Source organism: Aliidiomarina sedimenti (assembly GCF_003986955.1).
GTDB classification, from domain to species: domain Bacteria; phylum Pseudomonadota; class Gammaproteobacteria; order Enterobacterales; family Alteromonadaceae; genus Aliidiomarina; species Aliidiomarina sedimenti.
Genome location: NZ_PIPN01000001.1, coordinates 244,463 through 262,849, shown reverse-complemented (window position 1 = coordinate 262,849; position 18,387 = coordinate 244,463). Strand labels below are relative to the sequence as shown.

Below are 18,387 nucleotides of genomic sequence, written 5' to 3'. Positions count from 1 at the left end.
CTCAGGTTGGGCACGAGCCATCGGCTCTACCTGCTTTGCCTCCTGCTGACGCTATTGGCGTTAGGCGTTCAGTATGCTTACCCCGGTTTTTCTGATTCAGGGATTCCTGATTCCGGAAGCGCCCCCTTAATCAGCATTGGTATCTGCGTGGCGGGGATACTTCTGGCGTTATTGCTGCGCTGGATGCTGCAGCCTTTAATGACAGAAATACAGGCTCTCAACCTGCACGCACAGAACCTGCAGGACGGCAGCTTTAATACCAGTGCCAATCAACTCAACATCCGTGAGCTTGGTAGTCTGGCAGAGACCCTGCAAAGCATGTCGGCCCAGCTGCGGGCAGAGCGTGCAAGCCTGTATCAGCGCGAACTGCTGTTAGATACGGTGCTGCAAAGCAGCCCACTGGCGTTGGTGTTAACGGACGACAAGGATACGATCCTCATGAGCAACCCGGCAGCGCGTCAGCTTTTGACTGCAGGTAGCGCAATGGAAGGCAGCAAGCTAACTCAGGCCGCGTCAAAGGTTGCGGTTCTGGCTGATGCCATAGCTAATAAGCAACCGGGGTTGCTGCGTTTACCCGAGCAGAGTGTGTGGCACCTGTCAGTTAACCAATTTAAGCTCAATCATAGCCAGCACTGGCTGTACTTATTGAAACCGCTGACCCGCGAGATCCAACGGGAAGAACTAACCGCCTGGAAGAAACTGCTGCGGGTAATTGGTCACGAGCTGAATAATTCGTTGGCGCCTTTGTCGTCATTAGCCTATTCAGGTCAGCAACGGGCCCAGCAATTAGAGCAAACGGAACTGACCAGCCTGTTTGAAACCATCAGTGCACGAGCCACAGATATCAATCAGTTTGTGCAGGCTTATATCCACTTTGCCAAACTACCACCGCCCACCATGAGCACCGTGAACTGGCCCCGGTTAGTCAACCAATTGCAGAACCTATACGAGTTCGAATTGCTCGGCGACCTACCACAACGCCCGTGGCAGGCAGACCCAGGTCAGCTGCATCAGGTACTGCTGAATTTGCTAAAAAATGCCCATGAAAGCGGTTCCCCACCAGAGCATATCAGCCTTCGTATAAGCGAGCAGAGCTCTCAGTTACAAATCACTCTGCAGGATGCAGGCGGCGGAATGAGCGACCAGCAGCTTCAGCACGCACTGATCCCCTTCTACAGCACAAAAGTAACCGGGTCTGGTATTGGCCTAACGCTCTGCCGTGACATTATTGAAGCACACGGTGGAAGCATTAACCTGCGCAATCAAAAGGCCGGGCTCGAGGTTACGCTGGCGCTGCCAGCAGCAAAATAAGGAGCATCGAAAAGCCTGACGCTTTGACGCATCTTGCGGACTCGTTTTGACTAGCATTGTTAGAGCGCTTAGTCATCAATGGATACCGCTCCGCCCTCGTATTGCACCAGATATCTGAAAAGACTCTTCGATGGTCATAATCAAGGACTGCATCTTTAGCGCCTATTATGCCCCAGCATGCCAGACCCCTTGTCTTGCCTCATTAACATAGTCTGCATACCATTGACCGAAACTACCAACTTTAACTTGTTGTTTTTCAAGAATATCCGCAATATAGACTTCATGTTTCTCGTCTAGACATAAGAATCGATCATCAAGCTTGGCGAATGGCACGAAAGAGGGATTAACTTCCTGAACATGCCGTAAGAGTCTGCCCATGTAGGACCATTTTCTATCCAGCCATTCTACTAATGCGTTATAGACATACCCTCCATTCATTGCCATCTTCTCTAAATCAGTTGGATAGATAAAGCCATCAGGGAGCTCATCTATACTATATAAAGAAAATGGCCGTGTCTTATTACTATAAAGAGAGAGTATTTCTTCATTAATACGAGCGGTATCCGCAGTACCTTTTACGCTATTAAGAATACCTATGATTTTCTTAGACTCCCCCTTCTTGCAGCCACAAAGATCAATCAACCAATCATTTGGAACATCATATTCCATAATCAAAGAATCTGCCCACGCAATCACATCCTGATCGGATACGAGATCATTCAATAAGCCATAGAGATAAGCTTCAGCCTTGCATTTAGATTCGTTCATAATTTCACGCATAGCTTCGCCTGCTGCACTTGGTTAGGCACGTTTATCGAACACTATTGTTTCTGCTCTTGTCTTGAGGGCTTGATTCATTTCTTCGAATCCGCGCTTGGTATCACGCTCCAAAGTAGCACGCAGCGACCCAACGAGAAGGCCACTAAACCTCTCGCTCTGTTCGAATCGGACTTTAGTGTCTGATAGTTTCTCGATAATAAAACAGTGTTCCCCGTCAAATATGCCCGGAACGATTAACCGCCCAATCCAGCGGAGCTCGCGCCCTGGCTCTGAAGCAAGAACCTTGGGAGAAAAACGCATTGGCTTAGCTCCACCAGGCTGAATCGTAATTTGGAGTCTCTCCCCTTTGACTGGCTGCCCAACGGCAGACTTAATAAAAGGGTTCCACTCGGGATAGGAGTTAAAGTCGGACAAAACGCTCCACACTTGCTCAGCCGACGCGTCAATCTCAACTTCCGTTCGAATAATGTGCCTGCCCATCATCTTTCCTTTCAGGTGGTGCCTAATGCCGCGAAAAACTGCGGGAGCAAAGCAAGTGTCCGCGTGAGGCGCAAATTGATACACCTTGTTATGCGTTGCTAGTGTCAACGCTTTCTTTTCTTCTCTTGCTGCTATTTCTTGGCGGTGCAAGCCTCTCGATTAGATAATCCTCAAGCGCTGGAGCTAAATAGGAATACTCATTAGGGAAGCCGATAGCAGCTAACGAGCTAACTTCCGACCACTTCCTTTGAGGGACATAATGCCCCCGACCTTTCGTCTTGTCAGTGGTTATTACATGCCCCAGCAACCGTCGCGAGATTCCATAGCCTATGCGATCTCCACCACCTACCGAAGCGCCAAGACCTATGTATATAATTTTACCTGCTTCGTCAAAGAGCGCGTAAACACCGCGCTTATCATGATGTGGCACCGAGCCTTTCCAGTCCCAGTCGGCTTTCCATTCTGGCGTAGAATGTCCAATGCAAGACGTCCAGTGCCGAAGGAAAAATTCGTTTGTGTAATCAATCAGAGCGTCAATCGAACTCATTGTTTCTCCTGCATAACGTTCAAAGCAGCTGCGTGGTAGCCGTCGGCTGCCCATGCTTGTTAGTGCCTTTCTGGGGATTCCCCCCAATATCGTGAATTTATATCCATGATATATCGACATAATTTTGCGCTGTGATCATCACGAACGGTTTGGTAAAAGCGTGTTTTCTTTTGATGATACCTAAGCAAATGGCTTATCGCTGTCTTAGTTTCAATCGAAGTATTAAGTCCAAAAGTAATACTCGTGATGGCTTCAATATTTAAATTGAAAACCCGCCCACCATTTTCTGGTAATAAGTAACGCCACTCTTTCTCATATTTCCAATTTATAGATTTAGTGCAAAGAGTCTTAAAGAACAATCTGAATGCGGCATCGTTGGAATGCCACATTCCACTTGCAGCATACAACAAATATGCGTTTCTGGTAATTTCACTTTCTTCTTTATACTCAACTTCGTGTAACCAATCACTGACCATTGAAATAGACTTTGGAAATATTTTTTTAGGACAATAACCGATACAAATACCTGAGTGATTATTTCCGTAATGTGACCACATCAAAGTATTAATTGGGTCTGATGATAACGACAGCACTCCAGCTGTTTCCGCTTTCTCATTCCAGTAATCAGCCACCATACCAGCCTTTTGTTTGAGGTATGTAGCTGGCTTTCCATTTTCAAATAAATCATCAAAACCATTGTAAGTGATAAACTTGCCAGTCTTATTTTTGTACCAGTGCTGGAACTTACCAAAATATTCGATAAACTCAGCTTTACTCACATCGCTAACCAGTAAATTAAGCTGTGAATCAAATGGATCATTAAGCTGAACAGGTTTTGGTATCCAAAGTCCCTTATTCAATAGACTTAGGATTGTGTACTTTTCGAAATTTTTATATTTGAATAACTCAGTAGGTACCATCATCCCTCGATGTTTTCTTTGAAAGCGTTAGGCTTCATCAGTATATGAGTAGGGTTTCTGTGAAAAGAGCTCGTTATGAAAATTAAATTTCCTAACCTCTCTATTATCGTACTCTGCAAGGCCAATCACATGCTTTGGATTCGCTTTCGCCTTCCTTGCCCATGCTACCACTGAGTCGTAATCACTCTCTGAAAGTGACAAGATACTACGCATTACCCTTTCCCTCTGAAACTCCATGCCGGCTAATGGTGCCAGAGCAGCTTTGGCTCTCTCAGGCTCTGCGAATTTTTCGTTTATCCAACGTTCGATATCTTCAGGGTACATATGGAAACCTACATTTGTATAATGTGCCAGCACGCTTTCTCAAACCGTTGTTGCAGCCAGGCGTGGAGTCAGGATATTGAAATAGCGAAGAATTCGCACTGAGGAGGCTCATTTTACTTATACGCTGCACCTTATATCCCTGGCTACGTTTTCTTATCTCATTGACCTTACAAGACTTAATTTATCCAGGCAAGAATAAATGCGCGGCGTATTCGGTAATCCAGACGCCTTTGAGGTGCTTCCATATTCTCGTGCAGCACACGACAAGAAGGACTTCGGCTTCAAGCACTTGATAAAACACGGCGTGACACTCTATCAGGATGAATTTGGAAAAGACCTGCGGAGAATTCAGTATGGCCAGGCCCCAGAAATTACCATAGAGGACTTAAATGGCATTGATCGGCAAGCTATGAAATTAGCCGAGCAACGCTTAAGAAGTCTAAAAGTCGAACTCTGATTAATTTAGGCAGCGTTGACTTTTGAGATAGATATTGATGCCTCATGTAGGGTGGGCATCGACATCTCAGCCTTAAAACCTAACACGTCAAGCATGTCTAACATCGCATCAATGGTGAATTTTTGAATCTTGACATTTTTCAAGTCAGACACTGGACTGCTGGATTTTCAGTTTTTCAGCCGCTTCTTTCTGAGTCCAGCCCTGCTCTTTTATCAAACTAGTTAGAATGATGGACAAATCCATTTTCATTGCCATTTTGCTTTTTGAGTGCCATGTTGCATCTCCAAGAGTAGGCTTCCCCTGGAGTATATAAAATTCCTTTTGCTTCAGCGCAATCAGTTGTTAAATGCCGTACTCACGCTCAAGCATTAACCTGCGCAATCAAAAGTCTGGGCTCGAAGTTACTCACTGGAAAATGACCGGCGCTCATTTTCCAGTCCATGCCATACCCGAAGAATAATGATGGTATTGGTATGCAGTGAATAACGAACTACGTATTTTCCAAAAACCATATCACGGATATTTTCAGGTACTGGCGCCATTTGAACCGGAGTGCCCAGCTTTGGAAAGTCTGGCAATAGAGCAATCCTGGCAATCAACTCTGCCGCGATTCTGTTAGCTGCCGCTCCATCGTGAGCCCCGATAAACGCTCGCAAACACTTTAAATCTCCGATTGCGTTGTCGGTATAAACTAACTTCACTTATCAGACCCTGGTGCATCCTGTTCATTTTCTGCACCCCAACTGCTCAACCAGCTGTGGACTTCTTGAGCATCCACCACTTTCCCGTGAGCAGCTGATTCCATAGCATCCAGGGTTTGTTGCCAGCGTTCTTGCTCTAACTGCTGTTTTTCAACGTATTCCGATAAAGCCTGGTTGATCACCCATCCTTTGCTCCGGTGAAGCCTGTTCGCAATTGCTTCTAACTGATGCTCAACCTCAGCTTGTAATCGAACCGTAGTAACACTCATGGTGAACCTCTCCAACTAATAACAATGTAATACATTGTAGTTTTCGAGTGTCAGAAAGGCAATTTAACAGTTGTATATGCGCCATTGCAGACGAATCCGAGTGCTTAGCGTTCAACACCTCACACCTCAAAGCCAAAAAACAGTTTCATGTACTGAAAGAAACCTGGTTTGGCGTAGCGCAGCAAAGGCTCTCTGCTTACTTCTCTGCCGTGCAGGTACATGTGTTCGAACTCCGTTGAAAGGCTTAGGTCTTCGAAAATGCGGCTGTCGTGCAGGGTGAAGTGTGCGGGGCGGCCTTCTTCAAGCCCCCACTCCAGGCCGAGGAAGTCGTAGGCGTTATGAGTCGCGCCCATCACGATATCCCATGGCGACATACCCAGTTGTTGCAGGAAATACATTTCGCGGTGAAAGCCTACGCCCTGAAACACTGCAAAGTTTCCTCCATCAGAACCGACCAATATCTCCACACCGGCCTGATCCAGCTGGCTCATGGCGTCGTGCCGGATACTGAAAACACCCTCAGTCTTTAACCCGGCGAGCCAGTCAAAAGTACTTTGATGACGCTCATTGCCCGCTACCACTGGGTAGTCCTGCAAGAGGTCGTCCTTAACCAGTTTCTCTGTCATCGGGATTGCCAGTACCGATGCGGCTAACTCGCTGTCGCTGGGTTGATGTAATAGCATCAGTTCCGCCACCACGCCGGTCGTTGGAATAAACGCTGTGCCCTGTGCTGCCATGAGCTGAGGAATATCGTCGGGCATGGCGTCCATTGGTAAATGAGTCACCGCATCGGCACCCAGTTCGGTTGCGGTGCGAATATCATCCCATGAGCCCACATGCACCACCGATTTAATACCCAAACGCTTTGCTTCACTCAAAAAGGCTTCAAGGGTCGCTCTGTCAACCGTAGGTCGACGCCCGGCGTTGTCATACACGATTTTTGCCACGTTTGGCCGGGCATTATTGAGATCCCGCAGTTCATGAATTGCTTCTTCAGGCGTGCTGATAAGGCGTGTTTCGCCAAAGTCACAGTGCCCTGTTGGCACCGTAAAGCATGGGCCCGCAGCGAACACGAAGGCTTCATTACGCTCGCCGGGGAATTGCTCATCCCGATAGCCGAAAATGTCCTCTTCGTTGCTATACAGATCCAGCCAGCCATGCACACCGGCATACATCATCGCATTCGCCGTGCCCCGAACCCCGATGTACTGGTAGTCGCTTCGGTCTAACGACGAATTTCCCATGCTGTGTGAATGCATATCGATGAACGCAGGCATGATCACCTTACCCTGCCCGTCACGGACATCTGCATGCGACAGGTTAACGTCAATATCCACAATGCGCTTAATGTCGCCGTCGGCAATCTCAACATTCACCGGGTTTAATTCGCGCGTGGCGAAGTCTGGCAGCAACACATTGTTTAATACGAAGCTGGTGGCAAAGCTCGGCGAGCTTACCAAGCACAGGAACAAAACGAGCAGTAAGCGTTGGTTTCTCATCTGATTTTCCTTGTTGTGGTGTTGCTTAAAGCCTGAAGTACTTTTTAATCGCCACAGCACCACTTCGGCTGGTGGTAACGGTGGCCCTTAAGTCTTTAAAACGCAGCAGAAAGGTGCCGTTGTGCCACTTCTCTATCTGGCTAATGAGTTTGGTGTTGACGATGCAGTTGCGGTGCACGCGTAAAAATGCTGAAGGCAGCTGGTTAGACAGCGCTTCCAGACTCAGATCGAGGTGATAATCCCGCTCCAGACACTGCGCCACCGAAATGCCCTGAACAGAGCTGACAAAGAAGATATCCGATGCCTGTAGTACATTCATTTTGTCGCCCGCTTTGGCAATTAGCTGATCAGAACTTTCATCTGAGCGTTGCTCATAGGGCATCACGACGCGCACCAGTGCCTCGCGCAAACGGTTAAGATCAAAGGGCTTCAACAGGTAATCAAGGGCGCGTTTTTCAAACGCTTTCACCGCATACTGGCTATACGCAGTGGTAAAGATCACATGGCATGGCTGGCTGATCGCCTCAAGCACATCAAAGCCCGATAACTGGCCAAGCTCGATATCTATGAATACAAGGTCGGGTTTTAGCGCATTAATCTCGCTTATTGCGTTCACCGCATCATCACATTCCGCGATAACCGACACGCCGTCAAGCTGCTGCAACTGCATATTCAGCTTTAATCGTGCCGGCGCTTCGTCTTCAACAATGATCACGCGCATCAATGTATTGGCAGGCTGATTTTGCAAACCGCCCCTCCTTTAGTCTGATCCTGGTTGGAGAGCGTCATGCTACCACCCGCAATAGCCACCCGTTTCTTCACAATATCGAGCCCCTGCCCTTGTTGTTCCTGCTCGCTTAGCACCGATTCATTGAAGCCGTCCCCGTTGTCGCAAACCAGGAAGATAAGGCTGCCCCTATCTGCATGGACACCCTTCTTTGCATGCACACTCTTCTCTGTATACACACTAATAGTCAGCTCAATAGGCCGGCGCTTCACATGCTTCACCACATTTTCAATCAGGGGTTGCAGCAATAACGGCGGAACTTTGTACAACGCGGGGTTGAGCGACTCGTCGAGCTGCCAATCGATCACCAGGTTGTCAGTAAAACGCGCTTGCTCGATCGCCAGATAGGTTCGGCAAATACTCAGCTCCTGATCCAGCGACACCCATTCTTTTTGCTGATCAACCGAGTAACGCAAAATGTCGGCAAGTTTGTGCAATACGTCGTCGGCTTTTTGTGGCGACGAATAAATCAACGCCGAGATAGTATTGAGCGAATTGAACAGAAAATGCGGGTTAAGCCGGTTGGTTAAGTCCGCCCACTGCGCTTCTTTGCGCAGCTTCTGCTCTGACAAAAAACGCTGATACAACAGGTACATGTGGGTCATCGAGAAGATAAACACACCCCACAGCAACGCCGACACAAATTGCTCTTCCAGTGGAAACTGGTACTGCGGAAACGCCAGAAGGTGTAATCTGCTAACCATGTGCGCCCCGGCAAACATCATCAGCACATACACAACACCTTGCGCGACAACGTTGAAGTTAGCTACCGGCTTCACCTTTTGCAGAAGGTAAAACAGCCAGAATGGCCCAATGAAAAAGAACGTCAGCCAAATGGGCAGGCTAATTAGAATCCGCGACAGCTGCTCTTTCTCTAACTGCAGCCACTCCAGACCTGCCGGAATAAGATACAAAAGCAGCAACAGCGCCGAGATAAAAAGCTTTTCTCTGTTATTAAAATAAAAATTCAAATTCATAGAAAATACATGGAGTGATTTACCCGCTAAGCTAGCCCAGCGGGTAATGGCTTACAACAAAGGATTTCCTGAATGGCAGGAATTCAATCCTCAACCGCCAGGATTGAGGATTGAACGGTCATGGAGGCCTCTGTTACTTTTTATCTGCCAGCGCGACGGCGTCGGCTCCGGCAGGAAAATGCAGTTGGCCGGACTCATCGTTGGCAGCGCGCCAAACCACGTCGGCCACGTCGGTTGCCTGGGTGACTGCGCTTAGCGTCGACATGCCGCTAAACACGGCCTGCGCAAACGGCTCGTAAGCCTCTGGAATAAGCCCCTGCATACGCTCCTGACCATTCGCTGTAAAACTGGTCGAAGGCCCGTAACCAGGTTCCACCAGTTTGACCCGGATACCCAGAAACTTCAGCTCGTGCTCCAGCGATTCGGTAAAGCCCTCGACCGCCGTCTTGCTGGCGGTATAACCCGCTACCAGCGGAAACGGCGCCAGGGTTGTACTGGAGGTGACATTCACGATAGTGCCCGCCCCTTTACTGCGAAACTGCGGAATGACCGCCTGACACATGTTCATCACGCCAAAGGTGTTGGTTTCGAATACCTCGCGCACCGTGCTCATGGGCGTCGCCTCAAACGCACCGAACAGACCAATGCCAGCGTTGTTGACCAGCGCATCGATGGGCCCGCTGTCGCTCAAAGCCTGGGCAATACTGTCGGGCTGGGTAACATCCAGCGCGAGCACCTTAAGGTTAGCGGACTGCGGCAAAACGTTGATAGCAGGGTTACGCATGGTGGCGATGACATTCCAGCCCCGGGCTAGAAAATAGCGTGCAGTTTCTAAACCGTAGCCAGACGAGCAGCCAGTGATAAGTACTGTTTTCATAATTTACTCCGTTCATAGTGGTTGACCTGGAGTGAACTATAATTCAGCCTTTAAGAACTTTTGCTAATGTAAAGTCCATATAATTTTAGAGATAGTCCATTTATGTCTGATCCTTTATCCGAAGTCGTTAAATTCCTTCAGCCTCAGGCCCTGTTAGCCAACATTATTAGCGGTCGTGGCGACTGGGCTGTTCGCTACTCGGAGTTCGGCCTACCCAGTTTCTGCATCATGCTCGAAGGCAGCTGCCTGCTAACGGTCGACGGCCATGAACCTATCACCATCAATGCCGGCGACTTCATCTTGCTGCCCGCGACACCGGGCTTTATGATTTCAAGCTTCACCCCGGCACCGCCGGTGCTCCTGGACCCTAACGCCGTGGCAGGACGAAAAGACGAGCTGCGTTATGGTGAGCAAAGCGGTGCTGCCGATATGCGGTCATTAGGAGGGTCATTTCAGTTTAATTGCGCCAACCCGGATTTATTGGTGGGCATGTTGCCGGGCGTGATCCACGTACAAGATTCAAGCAGACTGTTGCAGCTGGTGCAGTTGGTAGCAGAAGAAACCGCCAACGACCAACCAGGCAGCGACTACATGCTCTCACGGCTGGCAGAAATACTGTTGATCGAAGCAATGCGAGCAACCACATCCGACAGCGCACCACCCGGCCTGTTGCGGGGTCTCGGCGATAAGCGCCTGGCGCGGGCATTGCAGGCCATTCACGCTGATGTTGCGCACTCATGGACGGTTGTTCAGCTAGCCAGACTCGCTGCCCTGTCCCGCTCTGCATTCTTTCAACGTTTTACCAGCACCCTCGGCATGACGCCAATGGACTATGTCGTCAGCTGGCGTATGGAGCTGGCAAAAGCCCTGCTGCAACAAGGGGACTTACCAATCGCTGAAATCGCCCACTTGGTAGGCTACGGCTCGTCGAGCACCTTCAGTGTCGCGTTTAAAAAGCGGCTGGGCCAGACGCCAAGCCAGTATGCCGGCGCTTCTATTGCTGCTAAGTGAATGCTCCTGCTAACTGAACTGGTTCAGTTGAACTCCATCACCAACTCAAGGTGGCTTGTATGCGGGTCTTTTCTTTCCAATACTTCGCGAAAGCCACAGCGCTTATAAAATGCCACGGTCTTTTGATTCTCTTTATAAACATTCAATCTAATATGCTGACGAAGCGATTTGACCTTTGCTATCAGCTTCTGGCCTATCCCCTCGCCCTGGCAACCAGGAGCCACGAAAATAGCCGCCAACGTGTCATCGTGCAATGAGAAGAAACCTTTTACTTCACTGTCCGATTCATACACATAAGTTTCCGAGTTTGGTATATAAATACTTCTCATATCATCCAGTCTGGATTCCCAGAACGCACGCTCAACAAAGTCGTGCGCCTTAACCGAGGATTCAAGCCAGATACTCAAAACACTATCCATATCTGAAGTAATATATTCACGTATCATTTTTGATTCTCATAACTGCCAAACTGTTGTCTAGCTTTGAAAACGCTGAGCGCAGCGGCGACAAAATGAGGGCAAAGCCGCGATGGAAAGCTGTCGCTGTGACTGAGATTGTTAGGGCCAGAGCTTGCTACTTCTCTGAGGAACAACAGAGAATGATTTGAATGCCAATCGTGCCTTGATCTGTTCAACATCTTGCAGCTCCTCCCCTAATGCTTCAGAAAGACTCTTCCTGGATATAGCTGATTCAGCACCGATTATTACTTGCCTAAGAATTAAGCGTTCCGAGAATTCAACGAAATACAGGCCAGTGGCCTCATCTACTTCATCAAGAGTAACGAAGCCTCGATATTCATTCTCGTACCTCCAATGCGCATACTTGGTGAAAAGTATCTTTCTGACATACTCCTCCGACAAATCACGAGGTGTTCGTAGGCTATCAAGCTCTACGGCGAGGCGCCTTCCTGAGTAAGAAACCGGACCTACGGACATATCGGCCACATCAAAACCCAGACAAAGGCCTCTATGTCTATCTGCGTAGTGGCTCCAGATTACCGGGTTGCTCCATTTGGTGCTGAAGCAGAGGAGGCCGCTATTTTGCGAAATTTCTCTTTTCATTTTCCGAAAAGCATCACGTAGCGGCCTGTCTTTAAAGTTAACTCCGGCAAACTCAAAGGGGTCATTCAGTTCATCAATTCTGGCAACTTTCAGACGGCGCTTTCGAATGTCCTCTAGGCCAAATTGTTCATTGAGAAAATGGTAAAGTCTCATACTAATTCCTAACCCCAAGTACACGGGCGGCAAGCCGCGAGTGCTGTGCTTTGTCAGGCATTTTTGCCGCCTAAAACTGACCATTGCTGCCAAGTACCTACAACAAAAAGGCCGCCAATAAACAAGCATATACCAGAACTAATTAACCAAAACGTCAGGCTGTTTTCTGGAAACATTGGCATTAATCCGACGAAGGAAACGCCACGCAGTAAAAATATACTGGTTATGACTATTAACGCTGGTTTTGTCAGAGGTAAACGTTTGATTGCACCCGCACCCGACAGGCCATAAAGCCCCCAAACCAAAAGCACCAAGACAATGACAGCGGTTATAATTGTCGGATACCAAAGCCCTTCCTCCGCCATCCGAGCCATTTGCTCACCTGCACCAAAGAAACGATACCAATCGCCACCAAATACTATGCAGCCCAAATGAGCAAACGCGGCCGCAAAACAACATATTGCCGCAGCCAGAAGGTACTTATTATTTGCAGAATGCATCTTTCCTCCTTGAATGCCTAACGCTCCACTCACCAGAATTTTAGGAGCAAAACGAGTAAAATTTCCGAGTGCAGTGGCTTGTTATACGGTTCCTCAATATGGAATACCACCGCGAGAAATGATTCGTTCAGCATCTCGGTCATAACTATCGGCTACACCCCTCAAGGTAGTTGCTAATCGTTGGTATCCAGCATTTTCAACCTGATCGGCTCGTTGCCTGTATTTTTCGGCCAGTGCTCTCTCAGGCTTAGCTTCTGGGTCAACTGTGTGGGCTCCTCGAGAGTTGAAAATACCTGTGCTATATCCATCGCGGAGGCTAGTGCGCGCTCTGCTATTCATTGCTTCTGCAATCACAGGATGAATCCATAAACCATCCGGCCCCTCTGGTGCATTAACGAGCACATCACCAAGTTGAATCATCGCAACATCATGGTGCCCCGAGGCTTTGACTATCTTTTCCATAGCAGTCAGCCATTCCGTAAATACATCTGGCTCAAACTCACCGCCCGCTTGAGAACCGGGGATAACTTGCCACGTAGAAAGTAAGCGGTATGCGTTAGTGGCAATATTTCGACGCTGTTCCGAAGGCTCTTCTGGCTCAGCACCCTCAGCACGATAGATAATTTGAATAAGTTCACAGAAAAAATGGGGGTCGGAAGCTAGCCTATTTTCCAAGGTGATAGGGGAACCATCACTGTGCCTGTCAAGCAAAGACACATATGCCCATTCAACATGAAAGAGCTTATCTTGATCGGTAGCACCATTCTCTTGAAGAGCTTTAATTATTTTGGTGATTTGGTACCCGTCAATTCCTCGGGTAAGTTCTTCAGTTTGGACCAGCGACAACAGAGCATCACACGCTAAGTCCGTGTTTATATCTTTCTTCTTAAATAAGTCTCTGCTGAGACCATCTATCACAGCATTTGGACGTCCGAATTCAAGCAGCTTCCTGAGAGCATATTCGGTATCGTCCTCTGTCTGATAGGTATGAGCGCTTGTAATACTCCAGTACTCACCTTCGTTTTCACCAAGCAACTGTGCTGCTCTATCCCAGGCATGTTTATCAAATGGCAAAGCGCACAACAGTAAGGCTATCTGTTTTGGCTCCCAGCCTACCTTGTTAATATCATCAAACCACTGCCAGTTGCCCATGAACCTGCGACGCCATGCGTAGGCCGCAACTAAAGACCAAAGTTTTTGATCTGCCTTACGTAACAAAGCAGGTAATAGCTCTGCATCAAACTCAGGTTGATCCATATCCGCCAAAACGTCACCCACAAGGTGGGCATTAGGAACCGACGAAGCAAACTTTAATACCAGAGGGAGACCCCCTTCACTCAGGATATCCCCTATGGCAGCTTTTCGTATTTGGAATAGTTTCTCTTGCTCTTCTTCCCAATCCCCATCACCTTCATAGAGATAAGAATCAGCGTCTGAGAACAGGCGTGTATGGAGGAGAGTTGGACTTTGGGGCGCAAGTTGCCTGCCTATTTCCTCGATTGGAAGCAAATACTCATCCCCCAACGACCAACTAGCATCAGGAAAACGGCGGTGGTGCGCAATCAATTTGCATAATGCCGTCCAGAGCGGCATACGCTCTTGCTCAGGGAGGTTTAAGCAATAGTCAGATTTTAGCTTATCTCTCAATGCTTCAGAGGCAGGCGGTGGCAAATGATCATAGTTACCCACCAAAGACGTGAGTTTGACGAGATCACTACCTGCTTGCTCAACAAGCAACTCAGCACAAAATCGAGACTGCTCCCAATACTCTCCATTCGTAACACCTTTCTTCCAGTCTTCAGGTATCGTTTTTCTCCAGTTCGGTTTATGAGTACCTGAAGTTGTTAAATGTTGCTTTGGAAGCAGGCTCTCCAGCAACCTCCAGGCCACTTCGGGCTGCTCAAAGCAGATGGTCTTAAGTGCTGCTTGTCGTTTCTCAACTGACGCTAATGTATGCGGCATCCAAGGAAGAAAAATATCTGTCAGTGAATTGCCAGGACTGTTTGCCCAGTTACCTCCGGGGTCATGTGATGCTATTTCTGCTAAAGCAACGGCAGTGCGGCTCAAGTAAGCTTCCTCCCAAGCGATTCCCTCAAGCGCCCATAAAAGACCAGTAATATAGTTTCTGCCGGAAAAAACCGTGTCTTCTTGCTCAAATAACTTTTCAAAGGGCGAAGGTGTGGCAGCGATAGAGCTTTCTACAACCGATAGAAACTCGTCTGGACACGCTTCAGAAAGGCTTGGTAGTAAGCTATTGAGACTGCCCCAGCGGATCCAATCGCTTTCATCCAATAATTCACGCACTGATAACGCCGCTATTTCACCTGCCTTGCCCTGGGTACAATTAGTTAATGAAGCTGCTTGGCTACCAATGAGTGCTAACGCTACTGCCAAGCCCTCACGTATATTTCCAGAATGCGGTAGCACTTTACCGTAGATGGCAGCGGCATATCGTTTTTCACCAGGTAGCTCAAAAGAAGGGTCGTCAATTCGGAGAACCTCTAGTGCAACGGCCTTAAAAGTATCTAAGTGATCGTCAAAAAGCCTGCTTCCTAACTCTTGCCAAGACTTTAAACGATCTTTGAAGCGCCATACGCCATTTTTATAAGATAACGGACAATCATGGACATGTAATGTCTCTCTCAGACCCGCTATCCAGCTGCTGTAATCCTCTCTAATAATCTGCGTGACAACCTCAATATCATCCTTACTACTTTCATTCCAGCTGCCGATTAGATTTGCAACTGCTAACTTTTGAGCACAAGCGTGCAGATTCCAATCAGTTGCGATTGGCTGTACTGTCCGGTGAACTACTACTTTTTCCTTGGCAAACTCTTTAGGAATGTATGCGATCTCAGGCTCTCTAAAATGTTCGAGCAAATCATCAGATAGGGTATCGAAAGTAATTGTCCCTGCATACTGGTTAAAATCCTGTACTTCCGTGACTATCTGGTACCAAATCTTATCGGGAATATCCTTATTGAATTGTGCAATATGCGATTGCAAAAGTGACGAAACGATACTTCCCTTTTTCGCAAGGTCATAACCAAGTAAGTGAAAATGTTTAAGGAATTCATATAAGTCCTGCTCTTCAACATCATTGCCTTTATTAGCGACTTTGAGTTGAGCTTTAAATGCAGCCAGTTTATTCCTTACATTCTCTGAACAAAAATTAGCCCGTTCGACTTGAGTTAAAAACTCATCAGCGTCACGTGTATGGCGTGCTTGCTCTAATAGCCCATTAACCCCATCGGTGTCGGTGGCATTGATTGGCCCCGTAATCAGAGCAATTACGTCCTTTCCTTTAGTAAAAACATTGGCGTTATTAAAATCCTTCCAAGCTGCTCGAATAACCTCAGAAAATAATGTGCTCTTGGCGGTAATTGCTATCGAGTTCTTTACCTGACCAAGCAACCGTCGACGATCATTGTTTGCCGGGTTTTCAACGAAAACTATCAGATCATCTGTGGCATAGCCTGCTACTGCGCCCTGTAACTTTATTTCCACAATTGGCCATGATGGCAGGCAGGGAGCGTAACCACCACTTAGCATCAAGGTAACAAATGTGGCCTGAATATTGGCTTCAAATCTTGGGCCACCATTCCCTGTCGAAAAAGGGTTACTGAGCTGTTTTCCATCCGCTGCCATTTCTTGTGTAATCCACTTTTATCTTGGTTTATTTGATTGTTCTAGCAAAATGCATTCGCATCAACTAGACGCTACTTCAGCCGTAACGGAAAAGCCGTCGCTGTGCCTGGCCTTGTTATGGCTTTGCGTAGAGTACAAGAGAATAACTTCCATTTTCGCTTTGGTATGGCTGCCCGAGCTTAGAAAAGCCAAATCGACTGAACAAATGATGCATAGAAGCATTATCCGCACGAGTCGTGGCGAAACACGCTCTGCCAGACAACGAGTCATTAATTGACTCCATTAAAGCACGCCCGTAGCCTCGGCCTCTCGCTACTTTCGACACATAAAGCCAGCCCAGCTCATATTCATACTTATCTGGCTCAGGAGCTCCCGACTTTTCGAATACACGAGCTTTATACCCGGCATTAGGGTTCTTAATTGCCCCAACAGCCACGCATTCACCATCGTTGATAAATACAAGCTTCTCTGCGCGTTGAATTCTTTGTCGGAGACCTGCCAACGCAACTTCTCCACCCTCAGTCACCAATTTTTCAAATGACTTGAGTTCAGCATCGTTACAGTCATCAGGACCTTTGACAATTTTTTCCATAGTCATATGCCATAACGCCCCTCAGCACGCGCGGCTACGTAATGGAGGCGAAGCCGCAATGTAGTTAGACGTCGCCGTGACTGGCCTTGTTAAGGATGTCAGTCGTCAGCATAGATATCGATAATATGCTTTGGAGCAAATTCTAGCTCCAAGCCTGCCTGGATTCGATCAGTGCAGTATGGGTCATTATCCAATAAACCGACGTACCCCTCTGTGGTTGCCTTTTGAACCACCACCCACATTCTCTCGACGTTGACCTCACCATCCTCTTCTATACGGAACACAAGCTTTACGATGTCCCCTGAGGAAAGAGACTGTCTAGCATCCAATGGCGGTATCCAAAAGGTATCCGGGGCTTCTGCGTGGAGTTGTTCTCCGCTCTCTAGCTCAAACTTGACCATAATATCCTTAACAGTTGTATAGTGTGCCAGCACACCCCCCCAGCTCGGGTTTTCGAGCGGAAAAGGCAGCGGGTCATTGAAATAGCGAGAGGATTTTACTGAGGAGGCTCTTTCCCTTGGAAAACAATCTGAGCATGCTCGTGTTGCTTTTACGCTATGCCTGATATCCCTGGCTACGCTTTCTTATTGTATTGACCTTACAAGAGTTATTTTTACCAGGCAAGCACAAATGCGCCCGCTTTCCGGCGCAATGGTGCCGGAAAGTTTACGACGCGTTAGCAACGTTAGGCCGGGCTGACTGATTAGCCGTAGAGCCGCATCATTCGCGCTTCGACGATCATCAGCAGGCGCCAGGGTTCGATGGGTTTGGTGATGAATTCGTCGAAGGCGATGCTTAGGGCGGCGAGCTTGATGTCGACGGCGGTGTCGTTGGACATGAAGAGGATTGGTAAGTCTGCAAGTGCTTCGTGCTGGCGTAGCAACTGGCCGAACTCAAGGCCGGAGCATTTGGGCAGGTGGACGTCGGTAATTAACAGGCCGGCGTCGTTGTCGAGCAGGTATTGCAGCGCCTGTTCCGGGTCATCGGCGATGACCACGTTAAAGCCGCCGCTTTTCAATACGGCACCATACAGATCGGCCTGTACGGGCTCGTCTTCAAGCACAACGATAAGCCGTTGCGAGGGCTCGCTCTGGCCGCAGGCCTGACGTATTTTTTCAATTAACTGCGCGGTATTGAGCGGTGCCTGAAAGAAGAAACTGGCGCCGGCGCGAACGGCAGCAAGACGTGATTTAAAATCACCACGTTCACTTAGCATGAAACAAGGCACTCCGGGGTTTTCTTCTTTAAACGACAGTAGCTCGTCACTGGCGCTGACTCGTTGCCCTTGTAAATCGAGGTCAATCAGAACCAGGTCTGGTACTTGCTCTGAACTTTGCCGTTGAAAGTCACTCAGGCTGTCAGCGCAGCGGGTTTGCAGACCTTCATCGTGCAAGGCGTCCCTGACCTCTGCCAGCGGCCCGTTGCTGTCGGTTAAAATCAGACAATCTAGCTGCTTGTTATCAGGTGTTTGCGACTGCATTATGCGAACTCCC

General features: G+C 48.2%; 22 protein-coding genes. 3 read left to right on the top strand and 19 right to left on the bottom strand.

Going from position 1 to position 18,387, the window contains the following annotated elements:
* The first annotated feature begins 147 nt into the window (after positions 1-147).
* Complete coding sequence (locus tag CWE12_RS01245) at positions 148-1,311, top strand: sensor histidine kinase (RefSeq protein ID WP_241984102.1); 1,164 nt, start codon at positions 148-150, stop codon at positions 1,309-1,311.
* A 165-nt stretch (positions 1,312-1,476) separates the two neighbouring features.
* Here CWE12_RS01245 and CWE12_RS01240 read toward each other — a convergent pair whose 3' ends face one another.
* From CWE12_RS01240 to CWE12_RS01220, 5 genes are all read right to left on the bottom strand, one after another.
* A complete protein-coding gene (locus CWE12_RS01240; protein WP_126787762.1) occupies positions 1,477-2,091 on the bottom strand; it encodes a hypothetical protein in 615 nt (204 codons plus the stop codon).
* Positions 2,092-2,112: 21 nt separating this feature from the next.
* Positions 2,113-2,571, bottom strand: coding sequence for an SRPBCC domain-containing protein (locus CWE12_RS01235; protein ID WP_126787761.1), 459 nt, complete (start codon positions 2,569-2,571; stop codon positions 2,113-2,115).
* Between the two features lie 88 nt (positions 2,572-2,659).
* Positions 2,660-3,118 (bottom strand): GIY-YIG nuclease family protein, encoded by a 459-nt coding sequence (locus tag CWE12_RS01230; RefSeq protein WP_126787760.1) that lies wholly within the window; start codon positions 3,116-3,118, stop codon positions 2,660-2,662.
* Between the two features lie 59 nt (positions 3,119-3,177).
* The gene (locus CWE12_RS01225) at positions 3,178-4,041 is read right to left on the bottom strand and encodes a DUF2971 domain-containing protein (protein ID WP_126787759.1); all 864 of its coding nucleotides are present in this window, start codon (positions 4,039-4,041) and stop codon (positions 3,178-3,180) included.
* 24 nt (positions 4,042-4,065) lie between these two features.
* Positions 4,066-4,362: a hypothetical protein gene (locus CWE12_RS01220; protein ID WP_126787758.1), complete on the bottom strand. Its 297-nt coding sequence runs from the start codon at positions 4,360-4,362 to the stop codon at positions 4,066-4,068.
* 199 nt (positions 4,363-4,561) lie between these two features.
* Here CWE12_RS01220 and CWE12_RS01215 point away from each other — a divergent pair, with 199 nt between their 5' ends.
* Positions 4,562-4,819, top strand: a complete 258-nt coding sequence (locus CWE12_RS01215) for a hypothetical protein (RefSeq protein ID WP_126787757.1) — start codon at positions 4,562-4,564, stop codon at positions 4,817-4,819.
* 5 nt (positions 4,820-4,824) lie between these two features.
* Here the strand turns inward: CWE12_RS01215 and CWE12_RS13740 are convergent, their stop codons facing one another.
* The 7 genes from CWE12_RS13740 to CWE12_RS01180 all read right to left on the bottom strand — a co-directional run bounded on the left by CWE12_RS13740 (position 4,825) and on the right by CWE12_RS01180 (position 9,929).
* Positions 4,825-4,971: a hypothetical protein gene (locus CWE12_RS13740; RefSeq protein WP_420836622.1), complete on the bottom strand. Its 147-nt coding sequence runs from the start codon at positions 4,969-4,971 to the stop codon at positions 4,825-4,827.
* A gap of 249 nt (positions 4,972-5,220) precedes the next feature.
* Complete coding sequence (locus CWE12_RS01205) at positions 5,221-5,520, bottom strand: type II toxin-antitoxin system RelE/ParE family toxin (RefSeq protein WP_126787756.1); 300 nt, start codon at positions 5,518-5,520, stop codon at positions 5,221-5,223.
* The gene (locus CWE12_RS01200) at positions 5,517-5,789 is read right to left on the bottom strand and encodes a CopG family ribbon-helix-helix protein (protein WP_126787755.1); all 273 of its coding nucleotides are present in this window, start codon (positions 5,787-5,789) and stop codon (positions 5,517-5,519) included. The genes CWE12_RS01205 and CWE12_RS01200 overlap by 4 nt, the downstream gene beginning before the upstream one ends.
* A gap of 119 nt (positions 5,790-5,908) precedes the next feature.
* The gene (locus tag CWE12_RS01195) at positions 5,909-7,288 is read right to left on the bottom strand and encodes an amidohydrolase family protein (protein ID WP_126787754.1); all 1,380 of its coding nucleotides are present in this window, start codon (positions 7,286-7,288) and stop codon (positions 5,909-5,911) included.
* Between the two features lie 25 nt (positions 7,289-7,313).
* Positions 7,314-8,036 carry a LytR/AlgR family response regulator transcription factor gene (locus CWE12_RS01190; RefSeq protein ID WP_126787753.1) on the bottom strand — a complete coding sequence of 241 codons (723 nt, stop codon included), beginning with the start codon at positions 8,034-8,036 and terminating at the stop codon, positions 7,314-7,316.
* Complete coding sequence (locus tag CWE12_RS01185; RefSeq protein ID WP_126787752.1) at positions 8,009-9,052, bottom strand: sensor histidine kinase; 1,044 nt, start codon at positions 9,050-9,052, stop codon at positions 8,009-8,011. The genes CWE12_RS01190 and CWE12_RS01185 overlap by 28 nt, the downstream gene beginning before the upstream one ends.
* Positions 9,053-9,185: 133 nt before the next feature.
* Positions 9,186-9,929, bottom strand: coding sequence for an SDR family oxidoreductase (locus CWE12_RS01180; protein WP_126787751.1), 744 nt, complete (start codon positions 9,927-9,929; stop codon positions 9,186-9,188).
* Positions 9,930-10,031: 102 nt separating this feature from the next.
* Between CWE12_RS01180 and CWE12_RS01175 the strand changes: the two genes are divergently transcribed.
* Positions 10,032-10,940, top strand: coding sequence for an AraC family transcriptional regulator (locus CWE12_RS01175; RefSeq protein ID WP_126787750.1), 909 nt, complete (start codon positions 10,032-10,034; stop codon positions 10,938-10,940).
* A 23-nt stretch (positions 10,941-10,963) separates the two neighbouring features.
* Here CWE12_RS01175 and CWE12_RS01170 read toward each other — a convergent pair whose 3' ends face one another.
* From CWE12_RS01170 to CWE12_RS01140, 7 genes are all read right to left on the bottom strand, one after another.
* On the bottom strand, positions 10,964-11,386 hold the full coding sequence (locus CWE12_RS01170; protein WP_126787749.1) for an N-acetyltransferase: 423 nt from the start codon (positions 11,384-11,386) through the stop codon (positions 10,964-10,966).
* A gap of 111 nt (positions 11,387-11,497) precedes the next feature.
* Positions 11,498-12,154, bottom strand: a complete 657-nt coding sequence (locus CWE12_RS01165) for a DUF2971 domain-containing protein (RefSeq protein WP_157981903.1) — start codon at positions 12,152-12,154, stop codon at positions 11,498-11,500.
* A 53-nt stretch (positions 12,155-12,207) separates the two neighbouring features.
* A complete protein-coding gene (locus CWE12_RS01160; RefSeq protein WP_126787747.1) occupies positions 12,208-12,654 on the bottom strand; it encodes a hypothetical protein in 447 nt (148 codons plus the stop codon).
* 93 nt (positions 12,655-12,747) lie between these two features.
* Entirely contained in the window at positions 12,748-16,302 is a 3,555-nt protein-coding gene (locus CWE12_RS01155; RefSeq protein WP_126787746.1) for a hypothetical protein, read from the bottom strand.
* A 115-nt stretch (positions 16,303-16,417) separates the two neighbouring features.
* A complete protein-coding gene (locus CWE12_RS01150) occupies positions 16,418-16,894 on the bottom strand; it encodes a GNAT family N-acetyltransferase (RefSeq protein WP_126788475.1) in 477 nt (158 codons plus the stop codon).
* Positions 16,895-16,992: 98 nt separating this feature from the next.
* Positions 16,993-17,295: a DUF2314 domain-containing protein gene (locus tag CWE12_RS01145; RefSeq protein ID WP_126787745.1), complete on the bottom strand. Its 303-nt coding sequence runs from the start codon at positions 17,293-17,295 to the stop codon at positions 16,993-16,995.
* A gap of 302 nt (positions 17,296-17,597) precedes the next feature.
* Positions 17,598-18,374, bottom strand: coding sequence for a response regulator (locus CWE12_RS01140; RefSeq protein WP_126787744.1), 777 nt, complete (start codon positions 18,372-18,374; stop codon positions 17,598-17,600).
* Positions 18,375-18,387 lie beyond the last annotated feature (13 nt).